20 protein-coding genes are annotated in these 22,800 nt (G+C 53.2%); 16 read left to right on the plus strand and 4 right to left on the minus strand.

Going from position 1 to position 22,800, the window contains the following annotated elements:
- Positions 1–81: 81 nt before the first annotated feature.
- Positions 82–732: a response regulator transcription factor RcsB gene (gene rcsB, locus HV311_RS07880; protein WP_003027592.1), complete on the minus strand. Its 651-nt coding sequence runs from the start codon at positions 730–732 to the stop codon at positions 82–84.
- Positions 733–748: 16 nt separating this feature from the next.
- Positions 749–3,418: a phosphotransferase RcsD gene (gene rcsD / locus HV311_RS07885; RefSeq protein WP_191220939.1), complete on the minus strand. Its 2,670-nt coding sequence runs from the start codon at positions 3,416–3,418 to the stop codon at positions 749–751.
- A gap of 738 nt (positions 3,419–4,156) precedes the next feature.
- On the opposite strand from rcsD, the gene HV311_RS07890 reads away from it, so the two are divergent.
- From HV311_RS07890 to mgtE, 6 genes are all read left to right on the plus strand, one after another.
- Positions 4,157–5,281 carry a porin OmpC gene (locus HV311_RS07890; protein ID WP_016157015.1) on the plus strand — a complete coding sequence of 375 codons (1,125 nt, stop codon included), beginning with the start codon at positions 4,157–4,159 and terminating at the stop codon, positions 5,279–5,281.
- 115 nt (positions 5,282–5,396) lie between these two features.
- The gene (apbE, locus tag HV311_RS07895; protein ID WP_016153786.1) at positions 5,397–6,449 is read left to right on the plus strand and encodes an FAD:protein FMN transferase ApbE; all 1,053 of its coding nucleotides are present in this window, start codon (positions 5,397–5,399) and stop codon (positions 6,447–6,449) included.
- A 79-nt stretch (positions 6,450–6,528) separates the two neighbouring features.
- Complete coding sequence (ada, locus tag HV311_RS07900; RefSeq protein ID WP_151222484.1) at positions 6,529–7,593, plus strand: bifunctional DNA-binding transcriptional regulator/O6-methylguanine-DNA methyltransferase Ada; 1,065 nt, start codon at positions 6,529–6,531, stop codon at positions 7,591–7,593.
- On the plus strand, positions 7,593–8,243 hold the full coding sequence (gene alkB / locus HV311_RS07905; protein WP_016153784.1) for a DNA oxidative demethylase AlkB: 651 nt from the start codon (positions 7,593–7,595) through the stop codon (positions 8,241–8,243). Before ada ends, alkB begins: the two co-directional genes overlap by 1 nt.
- A 75-nt stretch (positions 8,244–8,318) precedes the next feature.
- Complete coding sequence (locus HV311_RS07910) at positions 8,319–9,962, plus strand: multidrug ABC transporter permease/ATP-binding protein (RefSeq protein WP_016157011.1); 1,644 nt, start codon at positions 8,319–8,321, stop codon at positions 9,960–9,962.
- Between the two features lie 105 nt (positions 9,963–10,067).
- The gene (gene mgtE / locus HV311_RS07915) at positions 10,068–11,504 is read left to right on the plus strand and encodes a magnesium transporter (RefSeq protein WP_016153782.1); all 1,437 of its coding nucleotides are present in this window, start codon (positions 10,068–10,070) and stop codon (positions 11,502–11,504) included.
- Here the strand turns inward: mgtE and HV311_RS07920 are convergent.
- Positions 11,467–12,714: a SulP family inorganic anion transporter gene (locus HV311_RS07920; RefSeq protein WP_191220940.1), complete on the minus strand. Its 1,248-nt coding sequence runs from the start codon at positions 12,712–12,714 to the stop codon at positions 11,467–11,469. The genes mgtE and HV311_RS07920 overlap by 38 nt on opposite strands.
- 277 nt (positions 12,715–12,991) lie before the next feature.
- Here HV311_RS07920 and mqo point away from each other — a divergent pair, with 277 nt between their 5' ends.
- Complete coding sequence (gene mqo, locus HV311_RS07925) at positions 12,992–14,653, plus strand: malate dehydrogenase (quinone) (RefSeq protein WP_191220941.1); 1,662 nt, start codon at positions 12,992–12,994, stop codon at positions 14,651–14,653.
- 47 nt (positions 14,654–14,700) lie between these two features.
- Here the strand turns inward: mqo and eco are convergent, their stop codons facing one another.
- On the minus strand, positions 14,701–15,198 hold the full coding sequence (gene eco / locus HV311_RS07930) for a serine protease inhibitor ecotin (RefSeq protein WP_029139607.1): 498 nt from the start codon (positions 15,196–15,198) through the stop codon (positions 14,701–14,703).
- Between the two features lie 412 nt (positions 15,199–15,610).
- Here eco and napF point away from each other — a divergent pair, with 412 nt between their 5' ends.
- From napF to ccmB, 9 genes are read left to right on the plus strand one after another with little or no spacing between them, the layout of a single operon-like run.
- Positions 15,611–16,102: a ferredoxin-type protein NapF gene (gene napF / locus HV311_RS07935; RefSeq protein ID WP_016157008.1), complete on the plus strand. Its 492-nt coding sequence runs from the start codon at positions 15,611–15,613 to the stop codon at positions 16,100–16,102.
- Complete coding sequence (gene napD, locus HV311_RS07940) at positions 16,092–16,355, plus strand: chaperone NapD (protein WP_016153776.1); 264 nt, start codon at positions 16,092–16,094, stop codon at positions 16,353–16,355. The genes napF and napD overlap by 11 nt, the downstream gene beginning before the upstream one ends.
- Complete coding sequence (napA, locus tag HV311_RS07945; protein WP_016153775.1) at positions 16,352–18,838, plus strand: nitrate reductase catalytic subunit NapA; 2,487 nt, start codon at positions 16,352–16,354, stop codon at positions 18,836–18,838. The genes napD and napA overlap by 4 nt, the downstream gene beginning before the upstream one ends.
- Positions 18,839–18,844: 6 nt before the next feature.
- A complete protein-coding gene (napG, locus tag HV311_RS07950; protein WP_016153774.1) occupies positions 18,845–19,540 on the plus strand; it encodes a ferredoxin-type protein NapG in 696 nt (231 codons plus the stop codon).
- The gene (napH, locus tag HV311_RS07955) at positions 19,527–20,390 is read left to right on the plus strand and encodes a quinol dehydrogenase ferredoxin subunit NapH (RefSeq protein ID WP_019077252.1); all 864 of its coding nucleotides are present in this window, start codon (positions 19,527–19,529) and stop codon (positions 20,388–20,390) included. Before napG ends, napH begins: the two co-directional genes overlap by 14 nt.
- Complete coding sequence (gene napB / locus HV311_RS07960; protein WP_016153772.1) at positions 20,387–20,836, plus strand: nitrate reductase cytochrome c-type subunit; 450 nt, start codon at positions 20,387–20,389, stop codon at positions 20,834–20,836. Before napH ends, napB begins: the two co-directional genes overlap by 4 nt.
- Positions 20,837–20,845: 9 nt before the next feature.
- A complete protein-coding gene (gene napC, locus HV311_RS07965) occupies positions 20,846–21,448 on the plus strand; it encodes a cytochrome c-type protein NapC (protein WP_003027548.1) in 603 nt (200 codons plus the stop codon).
- 20 nt (positions 21,449–21,468) lie between these two features.
- The gene (gene ccmA, locus HV311_RS07970; protein ID WP_016153771.1) at positions 21,469–22,089 is read left to right on the plus strand and encodes a cytochrome c biogenesis heme-transporting ATPase CcmA; all 621 of its coding nucleotides are present in this window, start codon (positions 21,469–21,471) and stop codon (positions 22,087–22,089) included.
- Positions 22,086–22,745, plus strand: coding sequence for a heme exporter protein CcmB (gene ccmB, locus HV311_RS07975; protein WP_003027542.1), 660 nt, complete (start codon positions 22,086–22,088; stop codon positions 22,743–22,745). The genes ccmA and ccmB overlap by 4 nt, the downstream gene beginning before the upstream one ends.
- Positions 22,746–22,800 lie beyond the last annotated feature (55 nt).

Below are 22,800 nucleotides of genomic sequence, written 5' to 3' on the forward strand. Positions count from 1 at the left end.
GGCCTACGGAACACGCACAACATCGTGTCATTCGTAGGCCTGATAAACGCCGTGCCATCAGGCACGTCGATGTTAAAAGAATTACTCTTTGTCTGAAGGACTCAGCGTGACGGAAGAAAGGTAATTCAACAGGGCGATATCGTTTTCCACACCGAGTTTCATCATTGCCGACTTTTTCTGGCTGCTGATGGTTTTAATACTGCGGTTGAGTTTTTTCGCGATTTCAGTAACCAGGAAACCTTCGGCAAACAGGCGTAGAACTTCGCTCTCTTTCGGTGACAGACGTTTGTCGCCGTAACCGCTGGCGCTGATTTTTTCCAGCAGACGAGAAACGCTTTCCGGGGTGAATTTCTTACCCTTCTGCAGCGCGGCAAGCGCTTTCGGCAGATCTGTTGGCGCGCCTTGCTTCAGGACAATTCCTTCAATATCGAGATCCAGTACCGCGCTCAGGATTGCCGGGTTGTTGTTCATGGTGAGAACAATAATCGACAGGCTCGGGAAATGGCGCTTGATATACTTAATTAACGTGATCCCGTCACCGTATTTATCTCCCGGCATGGAGAGGTCGGTAATCAACACATGAGCATCTAACTTAGGCAAATTGTTGATCAGTGCAGTGGAGTCTTCAAATTCGCCGACAACGTTTACCCACTCGATTTGCTCAAGTGATTTACGAATACCGAACAGTACAATCGGGTGGTCATCGGCAATAATTACGTTCATAGTGTTCATGTATTGGGCTACCTTGCTACAGCAAGCTCTTGACGTAATCGTCAATGTCGCTGATGTATTTTTCTATACCTGGAGCATCTTTCTCTTGAATAAGATGTTCCAGCGCTTCACATAACTGCTTGCCGGGTACCAGATTAAGCATGGCAAACACGCCTTTCAGGCGATGGGCCGTTTGGGCTAACGCAGCGAAATCGCTGGTTGCTGCCTCAGTATACAACCTCTTAACATCATCCGGTACTGTGTCTACAAAGAGTGCATAGTAACCACTGGCATGAAGTTCGGCGTTTTCATCTCCGCCGAGGGGGAGTTCCTGGATCTCTTCTTGTGCCAGCTGCTCTTCTATCAGCTCGAGGACAGCTTCCTGCATAGCATTGCTCATATTAAAGTTGACGCGCAGCTGACCAGGGCCAATTTTCCGCACGCCAGACTCATCATCGCTTAAAAGAAGGCCTGAGGCAGTAAGATTAGACGGATTATCTGTTAAAAAGAGATCATATTCTTGACTATTCAACCGCTCATCAGGCGTGATGCAGGTTGCTCCCCAGTTCTCCAGTTGGCGTAATACGATGCTGCGTACGTCATTAGAGGTGACATCAACCATTATGCAGACGTCATCTAACAAACGCTCTTCACTTTCAGCATGTTGATCGTGCAGCGGCATTTTAACATGGACTATATAACGTGTTCCAAGTTCTTCCCGCGCTTTAATGTTCAGGTGTCCACCTAGCTTGCGGGCGAGTTGATCGCATAACCAGAACGTCAGCGGGTTGGCCTTGCTATACCGATCGCCCTGGGTGTCATTGATGAACGGGAAGTGCAGGTTATCAACTTCATTCAACGTGACACCTTGCCCGGTATCCAGAATGCGGAAGGTCAGGCGTTCAGTCTCCGACTCATCCTGGTCGACTTCCAGCGTGATTTTGCCAATTTGCGTGGTGGTTACCGCATATTGGATCAGCAACAGCAAAATACGGCGCAGGGCATCGCGGTCGCCGCGGCGTTCATCATGGGCGCTAAGGTGATTTTTAATCAGTAGCTGCAGCCCTTTACGTTTAATGGCTGGCAGAACCTCCGGAACCACGTCATCAATTAACGACTGCACGGAAAACAGCGTCGATTCACTTTTCCAGGCGTCGCTTTCAAGCAGGTTGGCCAACTGGATTTCATCTACCATACGCACCAGAACGTCTGCCTGATTGGCCAGTTTCTGGCTGTCCGGGCTATTCAGTGCGGCAGCATTAGCGGCAAGTGTTTTCGCCGGGTCTTTCAGTGCGCTGCCGATATTCTGCATAAAGGCCGCCCGGGCCTGCTGGTTTTTCTCATACAGTCGCTGCGCTTGCTTCAGCTTCTTATTAACCAGCACTTCGCGGTCCTGGTCACGAATAATAAAGATCTGCGTTCTCGATGAGATCTGGCTACGGAACAGCCGGATCTCATACAGCTCATTATTGATGGTGGCCTGAATCACCCCCTGATGTTGCTCCGCCATACTGGTAATGTTTTGCAAATTTAAATGCGGTAGCAGGTGGTCGGCAATTTTATTGCTGATAACCGTGCGGTTTGCTTCTTGATCGTGCACCAGCAAGCCCAGAGGCAGCAAAGACACAATCTCTTCATTGATGGCGCGCAGAACACGCAGTTCATTATTTGCCGCAAGGTTTGGTGCCACTTCGGTGGAACGGGCTGGGAGGTGGCGAAAGGTGGTATAGCCAAACAGCGCCAGGGCCAACAAAGCAATGTTGAGTAACAGCGGCAGCAGAATGCTTTGTAAGGTGTCGAGCAGCAATGAGCCAAACGGAACCTGCCACACCAGCCGCATATCCGTTGAGTTTAGCGCCGAAGAGATCTCAATTTTACTGTTGTTGAAATTAATGCTGACGCTGTCAGGCGACTCTTTTTCATTTAGATGCTCAATTGTTGACGTGGCATCTGGAACCAGATGGAAGCTGTCCAGCGGCATGCCGGGTGGGATCAAGTCATTAATCGGCAGGTCAAAGGCGACAACCGTTGCCAGATGTCCAGGCTGATTAAAGGTCGTGCGTAGCGTGAAGTAATGCCCGTTCTGCCACGCCAGACGGCGCAGTGAAGAGAAGCTTTCACGTTCATCCAGCGCATTGGCCTGTTGTAACATTTCCGCGCGCCGTGAATCGACAATATTACCAATCGTCGACTCTTTAAAACCGGAAGTCAGATCTTTTAGCGGCAACGTTGAGATAAGGATCAGGCTATTGTCCTGACCATTCAGGTAATACATAGACCACGGAACATTTTCCGCGCCCCACAGCGTATCAAGATAGGTTGAGATGCGTTGGGTCATCTCCAGCGTAGAACTGTCATGGGAACCGAAAATCAGCGCCTCGGTCTTTCTGCGCGGTTTCTCAAGATAATAGACGTCTTGTTTCAGACGCGTTTCCTGCAGTCCTTCTGCACCAGGTGAACTGGCCGTAGCGGCAATATTGTCATAGATTTGCCAGGTCACGTATCGCCAGGTATCGACCCTTTTATGAATGGCATGGGTGATATCGACAATCTGATAGCTCTTATCCTTTAACCAGGTGTTGACGGCGCTCTGGACCATAACGCCCATCATCACCAACAGCACAACGATCAGTAATAAGAAGAAACGGGTAATACTTCCCGGTAGCAGGGAGAATCGGGTAGAAGCCGTTGTGTCAGACTGACTCATTCGTGTTTATGACCTGTTAAACGACGCGAAAGATGATGGGGCAGTATAAAGGGTAATATATGAATTGCCACACTTACACCACGCCGGATGGCCCGCATTTTTTACGCTCCATTCTGTTGCAGCCATCACAATGCAAAGGTGTACAGTGGATAAAGGCGGGTACAAATATTTGTACGGAATGTATACATTTAGCATTAAATAACAAGAAATTATTAATCAGATTTATATCTGAATACGACGCAATGAGATAGTTAATAGTTGTTATAGTTTTGCATCGGTAGCACAGAACGGTAAGTTTTGTGTAAAGAAGGGTAAAAAAAAACCGAACGCGAAGCATTCGGTTGAAATAGGGGTAAACAGACATTCATGAATGAATGACGGTAATAAATAAAGTTAATGATGATAGCGGGTCTATTTTAGTTGCGAGTGAAGATTTTGTTTTGTCATTCAGTGCTATAACTATTTTTGATGTAACCTATTGATTTTAAATTTAATTAAAATGGTTCTTGATTATTTGTGCTTATTTTTCCTGTTTTTTGATTTTAAAAAAGTTCCCTCGTATTAATATTTTGAAACATCTATGCCGATAAATGAAACACCTTAAAAGTTTTAGTATCATATTCGTGTTGGATTATTCTGTGTTTTTGCGGAGAATGAAGTTGCCGACTGGTTAATGACCTTAATCAGTATGCAGTGGCATAAAAAAGCAATAAAGGCATATAACAGAGGGTTAATAACATGAAAGTTAAAGTACTGTCCCTCCTGGTACCAGCACTGCTGGTAGCAGGCGCAGCAAATGCGGCTGAAATTTATAACAAAGACGGCAACAAATTAGACCTGTACGGCAAAGTCGACGGTCTGCACTATTTCTCCGATAACAAAGGTGATGATGGTGATAAGACTTACATGCGTATCGGCTTCAAAGGCGAAACCCAGGTTAACGACCAACTGACCGGTTACGGCCAGTGGGAATACCAGATTCAAGGCAACCAGAGTGAATCCAGCAACGACGCCTGGACGCGTGTGGCATTCGCAGGCCTGAAATTCGCTGATGCAGGTTCTTTCGACTACGGTCGTAACTACGGTGTAACTTATGATGTAACGTCCTGGACCGACGTCCTGCCAGAATTCGGCGGTGACACCTACGGTGCGGACAACTTCATGCAGCAGCGTGGTAACGGTTATGCGACCTACCGTAATACAGATTTCTTTGGCCTGGTTGATGGTCTGAACTTTGCCCTGCAGTACCAGGGTAAAAACGGCAGCGTAAGCGGTGAAAACGAAGGTGGTCGTAGCCTGCTGACCCAGAATGGCGATGGTTACGGCGGCTCTCTGACTTACGATCTCGGCTCTGGCTTTGGTATCGGTGGTGCGATCACTACCTCTAAACGTACCGCTGATCAGAATGCTCTTGGCGTGTACGGTAACGGTGACCGTGCAACGGTTTATACCGGTGGTCTGAAATACGACGCTAACAACGTTTACCTGGCTGCACAGTACTCCCAGTCCTATAACGCAACCCGTTTCGGTACCTCTAACGGTAGCAACCGGACTGCTGCATATGGCTTCGCAGATAAAGCACAGAACTTTGAAGTTGTGGCACAGTACCAGTTCGATTTCGGTCTGCGTCCTTCCGTGGCTTACCTGCAGTCAAAAGGCAAAGACATCAGCAATGGCTTCACCAACTACGGTGACCAGGATATCGTGAAATATGTTGATGTTGGCGCGACTTACTACTTCAACAAAAACATGTCTACCTATGTTGATTACAAAATCAACCTGCTGGATGACAATGCGTTTACCCAGGCAGCAGGTATTGCTACCGATGATATCGTAGCGCTGGGTCTGGTTTACCAGTTCTAATCTGCGCTCATGTCGTTAAAAGGCCCTGCGGGGCCTTTTTTAATGCCGTTTTTTCGTCGTACAAACAACGATTTTTGGTGTACTCTTGCGCCCGTTCGCATGAGGATAATTACGTATGGAAGTGAATTTCTATCGCGCAGCACTACTGGCTGTGACGATCTTTTTTGTCGGGTGCGATGAAGCCCCGAAACCTGCCCAGACCACACAACCTGCCACCGTTCTGGAAGGTAAAACCATGGGCACTTTCTGGCGGGTCAGTGCGGTGGGCGTAGATGCCAAACGCGCCGGGGAACTGCAGGCGAAGATCCAGGCTCAGCTGGATGCCGACGATCAGCTTCTCTCTACCTATAAAAATGATTCTGCGTTAATGCGCTTTAACCTGTCGAAAAGCCTGTCGCCATGGCCGGTTAATGATGCTATGGCCGATATCGTGACTTCGGCGCTACGCATTGGCGCAAAAACCGGTGGGGCCATGGATATTACCGTGGGTCCGTTGGTCAATCTGTGGGGCTTTGGCCCGGATCAGCAACCGGTGCATATTCCTACGCAGGCGCAAATTGACGCCGCAAAAGCGCAAACCGGGCTTTCACATCTGAAGGTTGTTAATGAGGCGCATCGGAACTACCTGCAAAAAGATTTGCCCGAGCTGTACGTGGATCTCTCGACCGTTGGCGAAGGTTATGCCGCCGATCATCTCGCACGATTAATGGAGCAGGAAGGGATCGCCCGTTATCTGGTATCCGTTGGTGGAGCATTGAACAGCCGCGGTATGAATGCAGACGGGCTTTCGTGGCGAGTCGCGATTCAGAAACCGACCGATCGCGAAAACGCGGTGCAGGCGATTGTCGACATTAACGGGCATGGCATTAGCACCTCCGGCAGCTACCGTAACTATTATGAGCTGGATGGTAAGCGCCTTTCCCATGTTATTGATCCGCAAACCGGTCGTCCGATTGAACACAACCTGGTGTCTGTAACGGTAATCGCACCAACGGCGCTGGAGGCTGACGGCTGGGATACCGGATTGATGGTTCTCGGCCCGGAAAAGGCCAAAGAGGTTGTGCGTCGTGAAGGACTCGCGGTCTATATGATTATAAAAGAGGGCGAGGGGTTTAAAACCTGGATGTCGCCGCAGTTTAAAAGCTTCCTGCTCAGCGAAAAAAATTAAAAAGCAAGATTGCGGGTTTTTGTATCCGGCTATGGGGACACTCTGAGGCTAAGCGCTATGCTTAACAAAGGAGTCCATAATGAAAAATCGTTTACACATAACTGATGATGACCGCTGGCAGTCCGTTGTGGATCGTGACGCTGACGCTGACGGTCAGTTTGTTTTCGCCGTCCAGACTACCGGCATTTTCTGCCGTCCGTCCTGTCGGGCGAAACATGCGCTGCGCAAAAATGTCACTTTCTTTGCCGATGCCCGGCAGGCGCTGGCCGCCGGTTTTCGTCCCTGTAAACGTTGTCAGCCGGATAAAGACAGCGCCCACCAGCATCGGCTGGAGAAAATAGCCCACGCCTGCCAGTTGCTGGAGCAGGAATCTCCCCTCACGTTGGACGAGCTGGCTCAGCAGGTGGCGATGAGCCCGTATCACTTACATCGCCTGTTCAAAGCCACAACGGGCATGACCCCCAAAGCGTGGCAGCAGTCCTGGCGCGCCCGCCGTCTGCGCGATGCGCTGGCGAAAGGCGTTCCGGTAACGCAGGCAATTCTCAACGCCGGATTTCCCGACAGCAGCAGCTACTACCGAAAAGCGGATCAGACGTTAGGCATGACCGCAAAGCAATTTCGTAAAGGTGGTGACAACGTTTCTGTACGCTATACCCTGGCAGATTGCTCTCTGGGTCGCTGTCTGGTGGCGGAAAGCGAACGCGGTATCTGCGCGATCTTACTTGGTGATGATGACGCTACGTTGGTTGCGGATCTGCATGAGCTGTTTCCGGCCGCTCAGGATGTGCCAGCAGATACCGATTTTCAGCAGCGCGTGCGCGAAGTGATCGCCGCAATCAATGCGCGTGACGCGCCGTTATCGCTGCCGCTGGATATCCGGGGAACCGCATTTCAGCAGCAGGTGTGGCAGGCGTTGCGCGCAATTCCGTGCGGCGAAACGATGAGCTACCAGCAACTGGCCAGCGCCATCGGCAAACCGAAGGCGGTGCGTGCGGTGGCCAGTGCCTGTGGGGCGAATAAACTGGCAATCGTCATCCCGTGTCACCGGGTGATCCGCGGCGATGGCGCGCTTTCGGGCTACCGGTGGGGCATTGCGCGCAAAGCACAGTTACTGCAACGTGAAACGACTGGCGAGGAAACATAATGCTCGATCTCTTTGCGGATGCGAAACCCTGGCAGGAGCCGCTGGCGTCAGGCGCGGTTATTCTGCGACGCTTCGCTTTTGACTGCGCACCGTCTCTGCTGCAGGCGATAGCGGCTATCGCCAGACAGTCGCCGTTTCGCCAGATGGTGACGCCCGGCGGCTACACGATGTCGGTGGCAATGACCAACTGCGGTCGTCTGGGTTGGACAACGGATCAACATGGTTACCTTTATTCTCCTTTTGATCCGCTAACCGGCGCGCACTGGCCGCCGCTGCCGGATGCATTCGCTGACCTGTGCCAACAGGCAGCGACGGCGGCGGGCTATGCTGATTTTCAACCCGATGCCTGTCTGATTAACCGCTACACGCCAGGGGCAAAACTGTCCTTACATCAGGATAAAGACGAGCCCGACCTGCGGGCGCCGATTGTCTCGGTGTCGCTAGGATTGCCGGCCATCTTTCAATTTGGCGGCTTGCGCCGTAATGACCCCTTAAAGCGTTTGCTGCTGGAACATGGCGATGTGGTGGTGTGGGGCGGTACTTCGCGGCTGTTTTATCATGGGATCCAGCCGCTTAAGACGGGGTATCATCCGTTGACCGGAGACTGTCGCTACAATCTGACGTTTCGTCAGGCGGGTAAAAAAGAATAAAAATAAGAATTATTATTGCTGTCAGCGAAGAGATGTTTAAACTGCGGGCTGTTATTACTTGTCCGGGTTGTTCGCATGGAACTTTTACTTCTTGTCTGGCGGCAGTATCGCTGGCCATTTATCAGCGTCATGGCGCTCAGCCTCGCCAGCGCTGCGTTGGGGATTGGGCTGATTGCGTTTATCAACCAGCGTCTGATTGAAACGGTCGACACCACGCTGATGGTGCTGCCGGAGTTTCTTGGCCTGTTGCTGCTATTGATGGTTGTCACTCTCGGCTCTCAGCTGGCGTTGACCACGCTCGGCCACCACTTTGTCTACCGTCTGCGTAGCGAATTTATCAAACGTATTCTGGATACCCACGTCGAGCGTATTGAACAGCTTGGCAGCGCCTCGTTGCTGGCCGGTTTAACCAGCGATATTCGCAACATCACCATCGCCTTTGTTCGTCTGCCTGAGCTGGTGCAGGGGATTATCCTGACCATCGGATCGGCGGCGTATCTGGCGATGCTGTCGACCAAAATGCTGCTGGTGACGGCTATCTGGATGGCAATCACCATCTGGGGGGGATTTGTGCTGGTGGCGCGGGTGTATAAGCACATGGCTACCCTGCGCGAAACAGAAGACAAGTTGTACAACGATTATCAGACGGTGCTGGAAGGGCGCAAAGAGCTGACGCTCAACCGCGAGCGCGCCGAGCATATCTTTAATCAGATGTACGTCCCGGATGCCAAAGAGTACCGTCACCATATTATTCGCGCCGATACCTTCCACCTGAGCGCGGTCAACTGGTCAAACATTATGATGCTGGGCGCCATTGGCCTGGTGTTCTGGATGGCCAATAGTCTGGGCTGGGCGGATACCGCCGTGGCGGCGACTTACTCACTGACGCTGTTATTCCTGCGTACGCCGCTGCTCTCTGCCGTTGGCGCGCTACCGACCCTGCTCACTGCGCAGGTGGCTTTCAACAAGCTGAATAAATTCGCACTGGCACCTTTTAAGGCCGAATTCCCGCGCCCAACCGCTTTTCCAAACTGGCAAACGCTGGAACTGCGTAACGTGGTTTTCCACTATCAGGATAATGCCTTTTCCGTAGGGCCGGTCAATCTGACGATTCATCGCGGTGAACTGATTTTCCTGATTGGCGGCAACGGCAGCGGGAAATCTACGCTGGCGATGTTACTGACCGGGCTATACCAGCCGCAGTCAGGTGAAATTTTGCTTGATGGTAAGGCCGTGGCTGTTGAAAAGCCGGAAGATTATCGCAAGCTGTTCTCCGCCGTGTTTACCGACGTCTGGCTATTCGACAAACTGCTGGGGCCGGAAGGTAAAGAAGCCAATCCGCAGCTGGTAGCGAAGTGGCTGGAACATCTAAAGATGGGTCACAAGCTGGAGATGAACGATGGTCGCATCCTCAATCTGAAGCTGTCGAAAGGGCAGAAGAAACGCGTGGCGCTGCTGCTGGCTTTGGCGGAGGAGCGCGACATCATTCTGCTGGATGAATGGGCTGCCGATCAGGATCCCCATTTCCGTCGTGAGTTCTATCAGGTCCTGTTACCGCTGATGCAAGAAATGGGTAAAACTATCTTCGCCATTAGCCATGACGATCACTATTTTATTCACGCCGATCGTCTGCTGGAAATGCGTAACGGACAGTTGAGTGAACTGCTGGGCGATGAGCGTGATGCCGCCTCGCGTGACGCGGTGGCCCGCACTGCGTGATCCCACATGCCGCCGGTTTTTTATCCACCCGGCGGCACTGTTTATTGTTATTTACATAAATCGGCATCATGATTAATGATATTTCATATAATGGATTTATGATTAATGCCTGTAACAAACAAAAACAGCGCCAGACTGCGTGATGAAGAGCGTGCGCGTCTTATCTGGCTGCTGACCACTGATAAAGCCGTTGTTTCAACGCTATTGGGCAAGCTTACCCTGGCTGAGCAATATGACGTCGGCACGTTAGCCGACGATATTGCTGAGGTAGGGGCGCTGGTCGCCCACCTGCCGCCGCCCGATCTGGCGGATACCCTCGAAGCATTACCTTCTGAAGAGCGTCACGCCCTGTGGCGGCTGGTCGAAAGTGAAAAGCGCGGTAACGTCCTGCTTGAGGCGTCAGAAAACGTCTGGGACGACCTGATCGATGAGATGAGCGACCGTGAGCTGCTGGATGCGTTGCAATACCTTGATATCGACGAACAGATTTATCTGGTTCAGCACCTCCCTCGTAACCTCACGGGTCGACTGCTGGCGACGTTACCGGCCGAGGAGCGGGCGCGCGTCCGCCAGGTGCTGCACTACGAGAAGAATCGCGTCGGTGCGATTATGGAGTTCGAAGTTATCACCGTGCGTCCGGACGTGACGCTGGAAGTGGTGCAACGCTACCTGCGGCGGCTGGGAAAAATGCCGGAGAACACCGATAAACTCTTCGTGACCGACCGCAATAAAGTGCTGGTCGGGGAACTGACGCTCACCTGTATTCTGCTCAATGACGTGCAGCGAAAAGTCAGCGAGGTGATGGAAGATGATCCGCTCACCTTTTCTCCGGAAGATATCGCCGAACACGCCGCGCGAACCTTTGAACGTGACGACCTGGTCAGTGCCGCGGTCGTTGACTCTTCAGGTAAACTGATGGGCCGTTTAACCATCGATGAGATCGTCGATGTGGTCTATGAAGAAACAGATACCGATCTGCGTCGAATGGGCGGCTTAAGCGCCGGAGAGGATGTGTTTGCCCCCGTCACGAAAGCGGTAAAAACCCGCTGGGCGTGGTTGGCCGTTAACCTTTGTACCGCCTTTATTGCTTCGCGAGTGATCGACGGCTTTGAACATACAATTTCGCAACTGGTCGCGCTGGCCTCGCTGATGCCGATTGTGGCGGGGATCGGCGGCAACACCGGGAATCAAACCATCACCATGATTGTTCGCGCGCTGGCGCTACAAAATATTCAGCCGGGAAACCTGACGTTTTTGATCCTGCGCGAAATGGGCGTGGCGTTGATTAATGGCCTCGTGTGGGGCGGAATTATGGGCGGCATTACCTGGTGGCTGTACGATGACATGGCGCTCGGCGGCGTGATGACCCTGGCGATGATGCTCAATTTGCTGATGGCGGCGTTGATGGGCGTTATTATTCCGATGACGATGGTGAAGCTCGGGCGCGACCCGGCGGTCGGCTCGAGCGTCATGATTACGGCAATCACCGATACCGGTGGTTTCTTTATTTTTCTCGGTCTGGCAACGCTGTTTCTGATGTAGCCGCACGTTTGCCTCTGACGATACGCGGCAGAATGAGCATCGTCATCACCCCGGCAACCACGCCAAGCGCCAGGTTGCCGGTTGACACCGTCGCCGCGACGGTCATCAGCATCACCAGCGTTTCAGTAACGGGGAGTTGCCGCAGCGTAGCGGGCTGGATGCTGTACCAACTGAAGGTTTTCACCGCCACAATCACCATAATTCCCGCCAGCACTGACATGGGGATTTTCGCCATTACTTCGCTTAACGCGGTGACCAGCAACAACAGCACCAGCCCGGCGGCGACCGTCGAGACGCGGCTGCGTCCTTTGCCCATCTCGACGTTAACGATGGTTTGACCAATCATCGCACACCCGGCGATGCCGCCATAAAAACCGGCCAGAATATTGGCTATCCCCAGCCCGGCGCTCTCGCGATTCTTATTCGACGGCGTAACCGTCAGGTCATCCACCAGACGGGCGGTTAACAGCGACTCCATTAATCCGACAAAAGCGATGCTCAGCGCGCAGGGCCAGATAATCGCCAGCGTTTGCAGGTTGAGCGGTACCAATAACTGCGTGAATCCCGGCAGGCCGCCGCGCATTGAACCTTCGTCACCGACGGTCGGTAATAGTTGTCCGCTGGTGACAGTGAACACCGTCAGCAGCACGATGGCGATAAGCGGCGCGGGGATCGCTTTAATAAACCGCGGAACCCACAGCACAATCAACAGGGTCAGGACAAACAGCCCCCAGATTAGCGGGCTTTTACCCCAGAAGTGCGGGACCTGGGCAAAGAAAATCAAAATACCCAGCGCGTTCACAAAACCGGTCATGACGGCTGTAGGAATGAATCGCATCAGACGCGCCATCCCCAATACGCCAAACAGGATCTGAATAATTCCGGCCAGCACCACCGCAGGCAGGATGTACTGGACGCCGTGTTGATGCACCATCGGGCCAATCACCAGCGCGACCGATCCTGCCGCTGCGGTAACCATTGCCGGACGGCCACCTAAAAATGACATTGCCAGGCACAGTACGACTGAAGCTATCAGGCTGACTTTAGGATCGACGCCGGCGATAACGGAAAAAGAGATCACTTCCGGGATCAGCGCCAGGGCGGTTACCACACCGGCCAGCGTTTCGCGAACCAGTAAACGGGGTTGACGCAGCACTGCGCGCGTCGCGTGCTCCGCTACTGCGACAGAGGAGGGTTGAGTTGCAGACATCGTTACTCTTAGGTCAAAAATGGCCCGATACAGCAGACCGACAGGCATCCGTGCGGTGAATAGCAAAGCGCAGCATAGTACCTGTCTGACGGATCGGTTTCCAGAAATGATTGTCAATAACCGTATAAACTATCAACGTATTAATAACATTTTTAAAAATTAAATATAATTTATAAACAATATTTAAATATTTTTACTTAAGTGTTACCGTTGATACCGCTCGATTTTCACCTGCATTAAAAGCAAAAAGCGATACTAAAAGTAAGGCATTAACATTATGAAAAAAGTGACTGCCATGCTCTTCACCATGGCCGTTGGGCTGAATGTTGTCTCGATGGCGGCAAAAGCGAAAGCGGCGGAAGAGCAGGAAACGGATGTACTGTTGATTGGCGGCGGCATCATGAGCGCCACGCTGGGAACCTATTTACAGGAGCTGGAACCGCAATGGTCAATGACCATGGTTGAGCGACTGGATGGTGTAGCGCAGGAAAGCTCAAACGGCTGGAATAACGCTGGAACAGGCCACTCCGCACTGATGGAGCTGAACTACACGCCTAAAAAGGCCGACGGTAGCATCAGCATTGAAAAGGCAGTCGAAATCAACGAAGCCTTCCAGATCTCCCGCCAGTTTTGGGCCTATCAGGTCAATAATGGCGTAATGCATGAACCACGCTCATTTATCACCACCGTTCCGCACATGAGTTTTGTCTGGGGTGACGAGAACGTGAACTTCCTGCGTGCCCGTTACACCGCACTGCAGCAGAGCACGTTATTCCGTGGTATGCGTTATTCCGAAGATCACGCGCAGATTAAAGAGTGGGCGCCGCTGGTCATGGAAGGCCGCGATCCGAAGCAGAAAGTCGCGGCAACGCGTACCGAGATTGGTACTGACGTAAACTACGGCGAAATCACGCGCCAGCTGATTGCCTCGTTGCAGAAAAAGCCCAACTTTGCGCTGCAGCTGAGTACCGAAGTGCGTGGCTTTAAACGCAATGCCGACAATAGCTGGACCGTCACGGTCGCCGATCTGAAAAATAACGAAGCGGAACACGATATCAAGGCGAAGTTTGTCTTTATCGGTGCCGGTGGCGCTGCGCTGAAGCTGTTGCAGGAAACCGACATTCCTGAAGCGAAAGGTTATGCCGGATTCCCGGTTGGCGGGCAGTTCCTGGTTGCGGATAATCCGGACGTGGTGAATCGCCACCTGGCGAAAGTGTACGGCCAGGCCTCCGTTGGCGCGCCGCCGATGTCCGTGCCGCACATCGATACCCGTATCCTTGATGGCAAACGCGTCGTGCTGTTTGGGCCATTCGCGACATTCTCCACCAAGTTCCTGAAAAACGGTTCATTGTGGGATCTGCTCAGCTCGACCACCACCTCGAACTTTATGCCGATGGTCAACGTGGGTCTGGATAACTTCGATCTGGTGAAATATCTGGTAAGCCAGGTGATGCTCAGCGATGACGACCGTTTTGCCGCGCTGCAAGAGTACTATCCGCAGGCGAAAAAAGAAGACTGGCGTTTATGGCAGGCGGGCCAGCGTGTGCAGATCATTAAAAGTGATGCGGAGAAGGGCGGTGTGCTGCGTCTGGGTACCGAAGTCGTCAGCGATAAAGAGGGCACCATCGCCGCGCTGCTGGGCGCTTCTCCGGGTGCATCAACCGCGGCGCCGATTATGCTGCATCTGATGGAAAAAGTGTTTAAAGATAAAGTGGCCAGCCCTGAATGGCAGGCGAAACTGAAAACCATTATTCCGTCTTATGGTACCAAGCTGAACGGTAACGTTGAAGCTACGGAACAAGAGCTGCAATACACCAGTGATGTTCTGGGACTGAAATATGACAAGCCGCAGGCTGCTGATGAAGCGCCGAAACCTCAGCTGAAACCTCAGGCGCCACCGCAGCCTGAGCAGAAAGCTGTAGCGGATATCGCACTGTAAATAAAATGCCGGATAAGGCGGTACGCCGCCCTCCGGCACATTCTTACTTATCGCGCGACTGCGTCCTGAATCTTCTCTTCCGCTTTCCAGATACGGTATTTCACTTCCACGTTCTCCGGCGTATAGACCACAATCGGTAACTTGCTGTTGTAGCGCAGCATGCCGTCATCACCCAGATACGCGGTAATAAATTTCTTCTCTTTCTTGCCGTCCGGGCAGGCCATCATGGTTGAAACCGGAGACGTCACTTTGTCGAAGACATAGTAGTCATATCCCCAACCTTCCAGCGTTTTGCTGTCCAGTTCTCCGCCCAGGCGGTGTTGGTTGCAGTCAACTTCCAGCGTTTGTCCGATTAGCAGTTCTACTTTCAGAGTAGATTCATCTTTCTCAGGAGTAAGCTGGATAACCTGGCGCTTCATACCCTTTTCCGCCTTAGGATAAGGGGCGACTTTTTCCAGCGGCTGAGCGCCGGCATCGTTACTGGCAGCCCATGCAGAGGCGCTGGCAAAGGCGGCGAAAAGTACGGCAGGGACAATTGTTTTCATCTTATTGTTCACAGTGTTTCCTTTCTTCTGTCTTATGAACGAGTCTGGGGCAGGTTAACATATTTACATAATCGATTAATCTGGATTTACTTATATTTTAAGTGTATTTGGTAGAAGTCTGCTTTCAGATTAGCGATATATTCTAAGAATAATCTTAATTATAAAATCATTCTCTTTTTGAGTTGTTCGTTATATACAGTGTTATATAACTCATTGAAATGTGAGCAAAAGCGCATTTTTTCCCGCCAACTCAACACTCCTTTGATCCGGCAACAGCATTTACCCCGATTGGGGTATGCACCTCTAACACATCCTGAAATATCTTACGACTAAAAATAACTACTCATAAATAGTGCAGTTTTTATGTCGTTCAACCCACCAGCGGAGGGCGTCATTATGGAAGGACAATGTCATGGTTGATTTATCCCGTCGAGGCATGTTGACAGGCAGTTGGCGAAACGCCAACTCAGGGATCCGTCCGCCCTGGAGCAAGGAAGACTCTCACTTTCTGGCCCATTGCCTTCGTTGTGACGCCTGCATCCAGGCGTGTGAAACCGACATCCTGCAGCGAGGCCAGGGCGGTTACCCGAGCGTAAATTTCAAACACGGCGAGTGTAGCTTTTGCTATGCCTGCGCAGAGGCCTGTTCTGAATCCCTTTTTCTTCCGCGCCACACCAGGGCATGGGATCTGAATTTTACGATTGGGGAAAACTGTCTCGCACATCAGTCCGTTGAATGTCATCGCTGTCAGGATAGCTGTGAACCCATGGCTATAACCTTTCGTCCCACGCTGTCCGGCATTTATCAGCCGCAGCTCGACAATCAGGACTGTAACGGATGTGGCGCATGTGTCGCTATCTGCCCGGTATCAGCCATTAACGCGGAGTACAACCATGGACAATAACTGGCAGGTCTGCAGCCTGGTCGTTCAGGCCAAAAGTCAGCATATCAATGATATCGCCACGCAGTTGCGTTCGTTCCCAGGTTGCGAGGTTGCACTCAGCGATGTGGAAAGCGGTCAACTGATCGTGGTGGTGGAAGCTGAGCACAGCGAAACGTTAATGAAAACTATTGAGTCAGTGCGCAACGTTGCGGGCGTGCTGGCGGTGTCGCTGGTTTATCACCAGCAGGATGAGCAAGGTGAGGAAACACCATGAAACTCAGTCGTCGTAGCTTTATGAAAGCTAACGCCGTTGCGGCCGCTGCGGCGGCTGCCGGGTTAAGCGTGCCGGGCGTAGCCCGTGCGGTAGTCGGTCAGCAAGAAGCCATCAAATGGGACAAAGCCCCGTGCCGTTTTTGCGGGACGGGCTGTGGCGTATTGGTCGGGACGCAGCAAGGGCGTGTTGTGGCATGCCAGGGCGATCCGGATGCGCCGGTTAACCGTGGGCTTAACTGCATCAAAGGTTACTTCCTGCCGAAAATCATGTACGGAAAAGACCGTTTAACGCAGCCGATGCTGCGCATGAAGGACGGTAAGTATCACAAAGAAGGCGAGTTCACCCCGATTAGCTGGGACCAGGCCTTTGACGTGATGGAAGAGAAATTCAAAACGTCCCTGAAAGAGAAAGGCCCGGAGTCTATCGGTATGTTCGGCTCGGGTCAGTGGACGATTTGGGAAGGTTATGCCGCTGCCAAATTGTTTAAAGCGGGTTTCCGTTCGAATAACATCGATCCGAACGCGCGTCACTGCATGGCGTCAGCGGTCGTCGGCTTTATGCGTACCTTCGGTATGGATGAACCGATGGGCTGCTATGACGATATCGAGCATGCAGATGCTTTCGTCCTGTGGGGTGCGAATATGGCGGAGATGCACCCGATCCTGTGGTCGCGCATCACCAACCGTCGTCTGTCCGATCCCAATGTTAATGTCGCGGTGCTCTCCACCTTCCAGCACCGCAGCTTTGAGCTGGCGGATAACGGCATGGTCTTCACGCCGCAAACCGATCTGGTGATCCTCAACTACATCGCTAACTACATCATTCAAAACAATGCGATCAACCAGGATTTCTTTAGCAAGCACGTTAATCTGCGTAAAGGCGTGACGGACATTGGCTACGGTCTGCGTCCAACCCATCCGCTGGAAAAAGCGGCGAAAAACCCGGGATCCGATGCCTCTGAGCCGATGAGCTTTGAGGATTACAAAGCCTTTGTTGCCGAGTACACGCTGGATAAAACCGCCGAAATGACCGGCGTACCGAAAGATCAGCTGGAACAGCTGGCGCAGCTGTATGCCGATCCGAAGAAAAAAGTCATCTCCTACTGGACGATGGGCTTCAACCAGCATACCCGCGGCGTGTGGGCCAACAACCTGGTCTATAACCTGCACCTGTTGACCGGTAAAATCTCCCAGCCAGGCTGCGGTCCGTTCTCTTTGACCGGTCAGCCTTCCGCCTGCGGTACCGCGCGTGAAGTCGGTACGTTCTCCCACCGTCTGCCTGCGGACATGGTGGTTACGAACGAAAAACACCGCGATATCTGCGAGAAGCACTGGAATATTCCGGCGGGGACCATTCCGGCAAAAATCGGTCTGCATGCCGTGGCACAAGACCGTGCGCTGAAAGATGGCAAGCTCAATGTCTACTGGGCGATGTGTACCAACAACATGCAGGCCGGTCCGAACATCAACGAAGAGCGTATGCCGGGCTGGCGCGATCCGCGCAACTTCATCATCGTCTCCGATCCGTACCCGACGGTCAGCGCTCTGTCGGCCGACCTGATCCTGCCGACCGCGATGTGGGTAGAGAAAGAAGGTGCTTACGGTAACGCGGAACGCCGTACACAGTTCTGGCGTCAGCAGATTAAAGCGCCGGGTGAATCGAAATCGGATCTGTGGCAACTGGTGCAGTTCTCTCGTCGCTTCAAAACAGAAGAAGTGTGGCCGGAAGCGCTGTTGGCACAGAAACCGGAACTGCGCGGCAAAACGCTGTATGACGTACTGTTTGCCACGCCTGCAGTGACGAAATTCCCGGTGGCTGAACTGGCTGAAGATCAGCTGAACGATGAATCCCGCGAGCTGGGTTTCTATCTGCAAAAAGGGCTGTTCGAAGAGTACGCCTGGTTTGGCCGCGGTCACGGGCATGACCTTGCGCCATTTGACGATTACCACAAAGCGCGCGGTTTACGCTGGCCGGTCGTTGAGGGCAAAGAGACCCAGTGGCGCTACAGCGAAGGCAACGACCCTTACGTGAAAGCGGGTGAAAGCTACAAGTTCTACGGTAAGCCGGACGGCAAAGCGGTCATCTTCGCGCTGCCATTTGAACCTGCAGCAGAAGCGCCGGATAAAGAGTACGACCTGTGGCTGTCTACCGGACGTGTGCTGGAGCACTGGCATACCGGCAGCATGACGCGTCGCGTACCTGAGCTGCACCGTGCTTTCCCGGAAGCTGTGCTGTTTATCCATCCGCTGGATGCAAAAGCACGCGATCTGCGCCGTGGCGACAAAGTCAAAGTGGTTTCCCGTCGTGGTGAAGTTATCTCGATAGTTGAAACGCGCGGGCGTAACCGTCCACCGCAGGGGCTGGTCTACATGCCGTTCTTCGACGCCGCACAGCTGGTGAACAACCTGACGCTGGATGCGACGGATCCGCTCTCCAAAGAGACGGATTTCAAGAAGTGCGCTGTGAAACTGGCGAAGGTGTAACGCGTTATGTCCCGGTCAGCAAAACCCCAAAATGGCCGCCGCCGCTTTCTGCGCGATATGGTTCGCGCAGCGGGCGGACTGGCCGTCGTTGGCGTGGCGCTGGGGTTGCAACAGCAAACCGCACGTGCAACCGGCGTGCGGCTACGCCCGCCAGGCGCACTGAGCGAGGAGGCATTCGCCAGTGCCTGCGTGCGCTGTGGTCAGTGCGTTCAGGCCTGCCCGTATGACACGCTGAAGCTGGCGACGCTGGCCTCAGGGCTGGCTGCCGGTACGCCGTATTTTGTCGCGCGTGATATTCCCTGCGAAATGTGTGAAGACATTCCGTGCGCCAAAGTTTGCCCCAGCGGCGCGTTGGACAGGGACATTGAATCTATTGACGATTCACGCATGGGGCTGGCGGTACTGCTGGATCACGAAAACTGCCTCAACTATCAGGGATTACGCTGCGACGTTTGCTATCGCGAATGCCCGAAAATCGATGAGGCTATCACCCTGGAGCTGGACCGCAACATGCGTACCGGCAAGCATGCGCGGTTTATTCCGACCGTACACAGCGATGCCTGTACCGGCTGCGGGAAATGCGAAAAAGTCTGCGTCCTGGAGCAGCCAGCAATAAAAGTGCTGCCCCTGTCGTTGGCGAAAGGGGAGTTAGGACACCATTACCGCTTCGGTTGGCTGGAGGGGAACAATGGCAAATCGTAAACGTGACGCCGGGCGTGAAGCGCAGGCAAAAAAAGGATGGTGGAAGAGTCATCGCTGGCTGGTGCTGCGTCGTCTGAGCCAGTTTCTGATACTGGCGATGTTCCTTAGCGGCCCGTGGCTTGGCGTCTGGATCCTGCATGGCAATTACAGTAGCAGCCTGTTGCTGGACTCCATCCCGTTCACCGATCCGCTGATTACCCTGCAAAGCCTGGCCAGCGGACACCTGCCGGCGACGGTTGCGTTAACGGGGGCGGTCATCATCACGGTGCTGTATGCCCTGGCGGGTAAGCGACTGTTTTGCAGTTGGGTTTGTCCCATGAACCCTGTCACCGATTTAGCCAGTTGGTTGCGCAGAAGGTTTGACCTGAATCAGTCTGCAACCCTGCCGCGCCATATACGGTACGTCCTGCTGGTGGTTATCCTGGTCGGTTCCGCTCTGACCGGTACGCTGCTGTGGGAGTGGATAAACCCAGTCTCCCTGCTCGGACGGAGCCTGGTCATGGGATTTGGCAGCGGGGCGCTGCTGATCCTCGCGCTGTTTTTATTTGATCTACTGGTCGTTGAGCATGGCTGGTGCGGGCATCTTTGCCCACTGGGTGCGCTGTATAGCGTGGTGGGGAGTAAAGGTGCATTAACCGTTTCGGCAAAAGAACGTAACAGATGTAACCGCTGTATGGATTGTTTTCATGTTTGCCCGGAACCGCATGTGCTACGTGCGCCGGTGCTGGATGAGCAAAGTCCGGTGCAGGTAACCAGCCGCGATTGCATGGCCTGCGGTCGCTGTGTGGATGTCTGTTCTGAGGATGTTTTTACAATAACAACACGATGGAGTTCGGGAGCGAAATCATGAAAAGCCATGACCTGATTAAAGCGCTGAGTCAATGGACGGCTGCGCTGGCCCTGGTAGTCAGTGGGGCCGTTTGGGCTGCAAACGGAGTGGATCTGAGTCAGTCACCGGAAGTCTCAGGGACACAAGAAGGGGCGATTCGCATGCCGAAAGAGCAAGTGCGTATGCCGCTGAACTATGTGAATCAGCCGCCGATGGTTCCGCACAGCGTTGAAGGGTATCAGGTGACGACTAACACTAACCGCTGCCTGCAATGTCACGGTGTGGAAAGCTATCGCACCACCGGTGCGCCGCGCATCAGTCCGACGCACTTTATGGACAGCGACGGCAAGGTATTGGCTGAAGTCGCGCCGCGTCGTTATTTCTGCCTGCAATGTCACGTTCCGCAGGCTGACGCCGCGCCGATTGTTGAAAATACCTTCACCCCCTCGAAAGGTTACGGGAAATAAGAGGTCATTATGGAAAATTCTAACCGTAAACCAGGCTGGATTAAGCGCGTCTGGCAATGGTGGCGTCGCCCCAGCCGTCTGGCGCTCGGCACGCTGTTGTTAATCGGCTTTGTGGGCGGCATTATTTTCTGGGGCGGCTTTAATACCGGTATGGAAAAGGCCAATACAGAAGAGTTCTGCATTAGCTGTCACGAAATGCGCAATACGGTGTACCAGGAATACATGGAAACCGTACACTACAACAACCGTAGTGGTGTGCGAGCGACTTGCCCTGATTGCCACGTCCCACATGAGTGGGGTCCGAAAATGATTCGTAAGATCAAGGCCAGTAAAGAGCTGTACGCGAAAGCACTGGGGTTGATAGATACACCGCAGAAATTTGAAGACCATCGTTTAACGATGGCGCAAAATGAGTGGCGGCGTATGAAAGATAACAATTCGCAAGAGTGTCGAAACTGTCACAACTTCGAGTTTATGGATTTAACCGCCCAGAAAGGCGTTGCGGCCAAAATGCACGACCAGGCCGTGAAAGACGGGCAAACCTGTATTGACTGTCATAAAGGGATAGCGCACAAACTGCCTGATATGCGCGAAGTCAAACCGGGATTTTAACAGGATGTAGATAACCAGGTATGCTTGAAGCCAGAGAATTACTTTGCGAGCGGGATGACAGAATACTGTTCAGCGATTTGTCATTTCGCGTCAACGCAGGGGAATGGGTACAAATTACCGGCAGCAACGGCGCAGGGAAAACCACTTTGCTGCGGTTACTTACCGGGCTGGCGCGTCCCGACGCAGGGGAGGTTTGCTGGCAAGAGCAACCGCTGCATCACGTGCGGGACAGCTACCATCAACAACTGCTGTGGATCGGACATCAGCCGGGGATAAAAACCCGGCTTTCGGCGTTGGAAAACCTGCGTTTCTTCCACCATGACGGCGACGTCGCACAGTGTCTGGCTGCGCTGGCGCAGGCGGGGCTTGCCGGATATGAAGACATCCCGGTGAATCAACTCTCCGCCGGACAACAGCGGCGCGTGGCGCTGGCCCGTTTGTGGCTGACCCGCGCCCGGCTGTGGATCCTCGACGAACCCTTTACCGCCATTGATGTGAACGGCGTTGAGCGACTGACTCAGCGTATGGCGCAGCATACGGAGCAGGGCGGTATTGTTATTCTCACCACCCACCAACCGCTCAATGTAGAGACCGATAAAGTGCGACGTATTGCGCTGACCAGCGAGAGGGCAACGCAATGATGTGGCGAATCTTCCGTTTAGAACTACGAGTTGCGTTTCGTCATAGTGCGGAAATCGCCAATCCTTTATGGTTCTTCCTGATTGTTATTACGCTGTTCCCGCTGAGCATTGGGCCGGAGCCGCAACTGCTGGCGCGTATTGCACCGGGCATCATCTGGGTTGCGGCGCTGCTGGCGTCGTTGCTGGCGCTGGAGCGCCTGTTTCGTGATGATCTGCAGGACGGCAGCCTTGAGCAACTGATGCTGCTGCCGCTGCCGCTGCCGGCAGTGGTACTGGCGAAAGTGATGGCGCACTGGGTCGTGACCGGCCTGCCGCTGCTGATCCTCTCGCCGCTGGTGGCGTTGCTGCTGGGCATGGATATGTACGGCTGGAAAATTATGGCGCTGACCTTGTTACTCGGGACGCCTACGCTGGGCTTCCTCGGCGCGCCGGGCGTGGGGTTGACGGTGGGCTTAAAGCGCGGCGGCGTGCTGTTAAGCGTACTGGTACTCCCGCTCACCATACCCTTACTGATTTTTGCGACCGCGGCGATGGATGCGGCTTCCATGCACTTACCGGTTGAAGGGTACATGGCGATTCTGGGCGCGTTGCTGGTCGGCAGCGCCACGCTAAGCCCGTTTGCCACAGCTGCGGCGTTACGGATAAGCGTGCAGTAGCGCAGTTGAGATATGCAGGCCGGGCAAGGCGCTCCGGCACAATGGATATTAATTT

The organism is Citrobacter sp. RHBSTW-00881 (genome assembly GCF_013728515.1).
Lineage (GTDB): Bacteria > Pseudomonadota > Gammaproteobacteria > Enterobacterales > Enterobacteriaceae > Citrobacter > Citrobacter braakii.

What these genes read in the sequence shown, in the direction of transcription:
- apbE (WP_016153786.1), top strand. Translation starts at nt 5,397, where the DNA reads ATGGAAGTGAATTTCTATCGCGCAGCACTACTGGCTGTGACGATCTTT.
- mqo (WP_191220941.1), top strand. Translation starts at nt 12,992, where the DNA reads ATGAAAAAAGTGACTGCCATGCTCTTCACCATGGCCGTTGGGCTGAAT.
- eco (WP_029139607.1), bottom strand. Translation starts at nt 15,198, where the DNA reads ATGAAAACAATTGTCCCTGCCGTACTTTTCGCCGCCTTTGCCAGCGCC.
- napF (WP_016157008.1), top strand. Translation starts at nt 15,611, where the DNA reads ATGGTTGATTTATCCCGTCGAGGCATGTTGACAGGCAGTTGGCGAAAC.
- alkB (WP_016153784.1), top strand. Translation starts at nt 7,593, where the DNA reads ATGCTCGATCTCTTTGCGGATGCGAAACCCTGGCAGGAGCCGCTGGCG.
- napA (WP_016153775.1), top strand. Translation starts at nt 16,352, where the DNA reads ATGAAACTCAGTCGTCGTAGCTTTATGAAAGCTAACGCCGTTGCGGCC.
- napC (WP_003027548.1), top strand. Translation starts at nt 20,846, where the DNA reads ATGGAAAATTCTAACCGTAAACCAGGCTGGATTAAGCGCGTCTGGCAA.
- HV311_RS07890 (WP_016157015.1), top strand. Translation starts at nt 4,157, where the DNA reads ATGAAAGTTAAAGTACTGTCCCTCCTGGTACCAGCACTGCTGGTAGCA.
- HV311_RS07920 (WP_191220940.1), bottom strand. Translation starts at nt 12,714, where the DNA reads ATGTCTGCAACTCAACCCTCCTCTGTCGCAGTAGCGGAGCACGCGACG.
- ccmB (WP_003027542.1), top strand. Translation starts at nt 22,086, where the DNA reads ATGATGTGGCGAATCTTCCGTTTAGAACTACGAGTTGCGTTTCGTCAT.
- napG (WP_016153774.1), top strand. Translation starts at nt 18,845, where the DNA reads ATGTCCCGGTCAGCAAAACCCCAAAATGGCCGCCGCCGCTTTCTGCGC.
- napD (WP_016153776.1), top strand. Translation starts at nt 16,092, where the DNA reads ATGGACAATAACTGGCAGGTCTGCAGCCTGGTCGTTCAGGCCAAAAGT.
- napH (WP_019077252.1), top strand. Translation starts at nt 19,527, where the DNA reads ATGGCAAATCGTAAACGTGACGCCGGGCGTGAAGCGCAGGCAAAAAAA.
- ada (WP_151222484.1), top strand. Translation starts at nt 6,529, where the DNA reads ATGAAAAATCGTTTACACATAACTGATGATGACCGCTGGCAGTCCGTT.
- napB (WP_016153772.1), top strand. Translation starts at nt 20,387, where the DNA reads ATGAAAAGCCATGACCTGATTAAAGCGCTGAGTCAATGGACGGCTGCG.
- HV311_RS07910 (WP_016157011.1), top strand. Translation starts at nt 8,319, where the DNA reads ATGGAACTTTTACTTCTTGTCTGGCGGCAGTATCGCTGGCCATTTATC.
- rcsB (WP_003027592.1), bottom strand. Translation starts at nt 732, where the DNA reads ATGAACACTATGAACGTAATTATTGCCGATGACCACCCGATTGTACTG.
- rcsD (WP_191220939.1), bottom strand. Translation starts at nt 3,418, where the DNA reads ATGAGTCAGTCTGACACAACGGCTTCTACCCGATTCTCCCTGCTACCG.
- ccmA (WP_016153771.1), top strand. Translation starts at nt 21,469, where the DNA reads ATGCTTGAAGCCAGAGAATTACTTTGCGAGCGGGATGACAGAATACTG.
- mgtE (WP_016153782.1), top strand. Translation starts at nt 10,068, where the DNA reads ATGCCTGTAACAAACAAAAACAGCGCCAGACTGCGTGATGAAGAGCGT.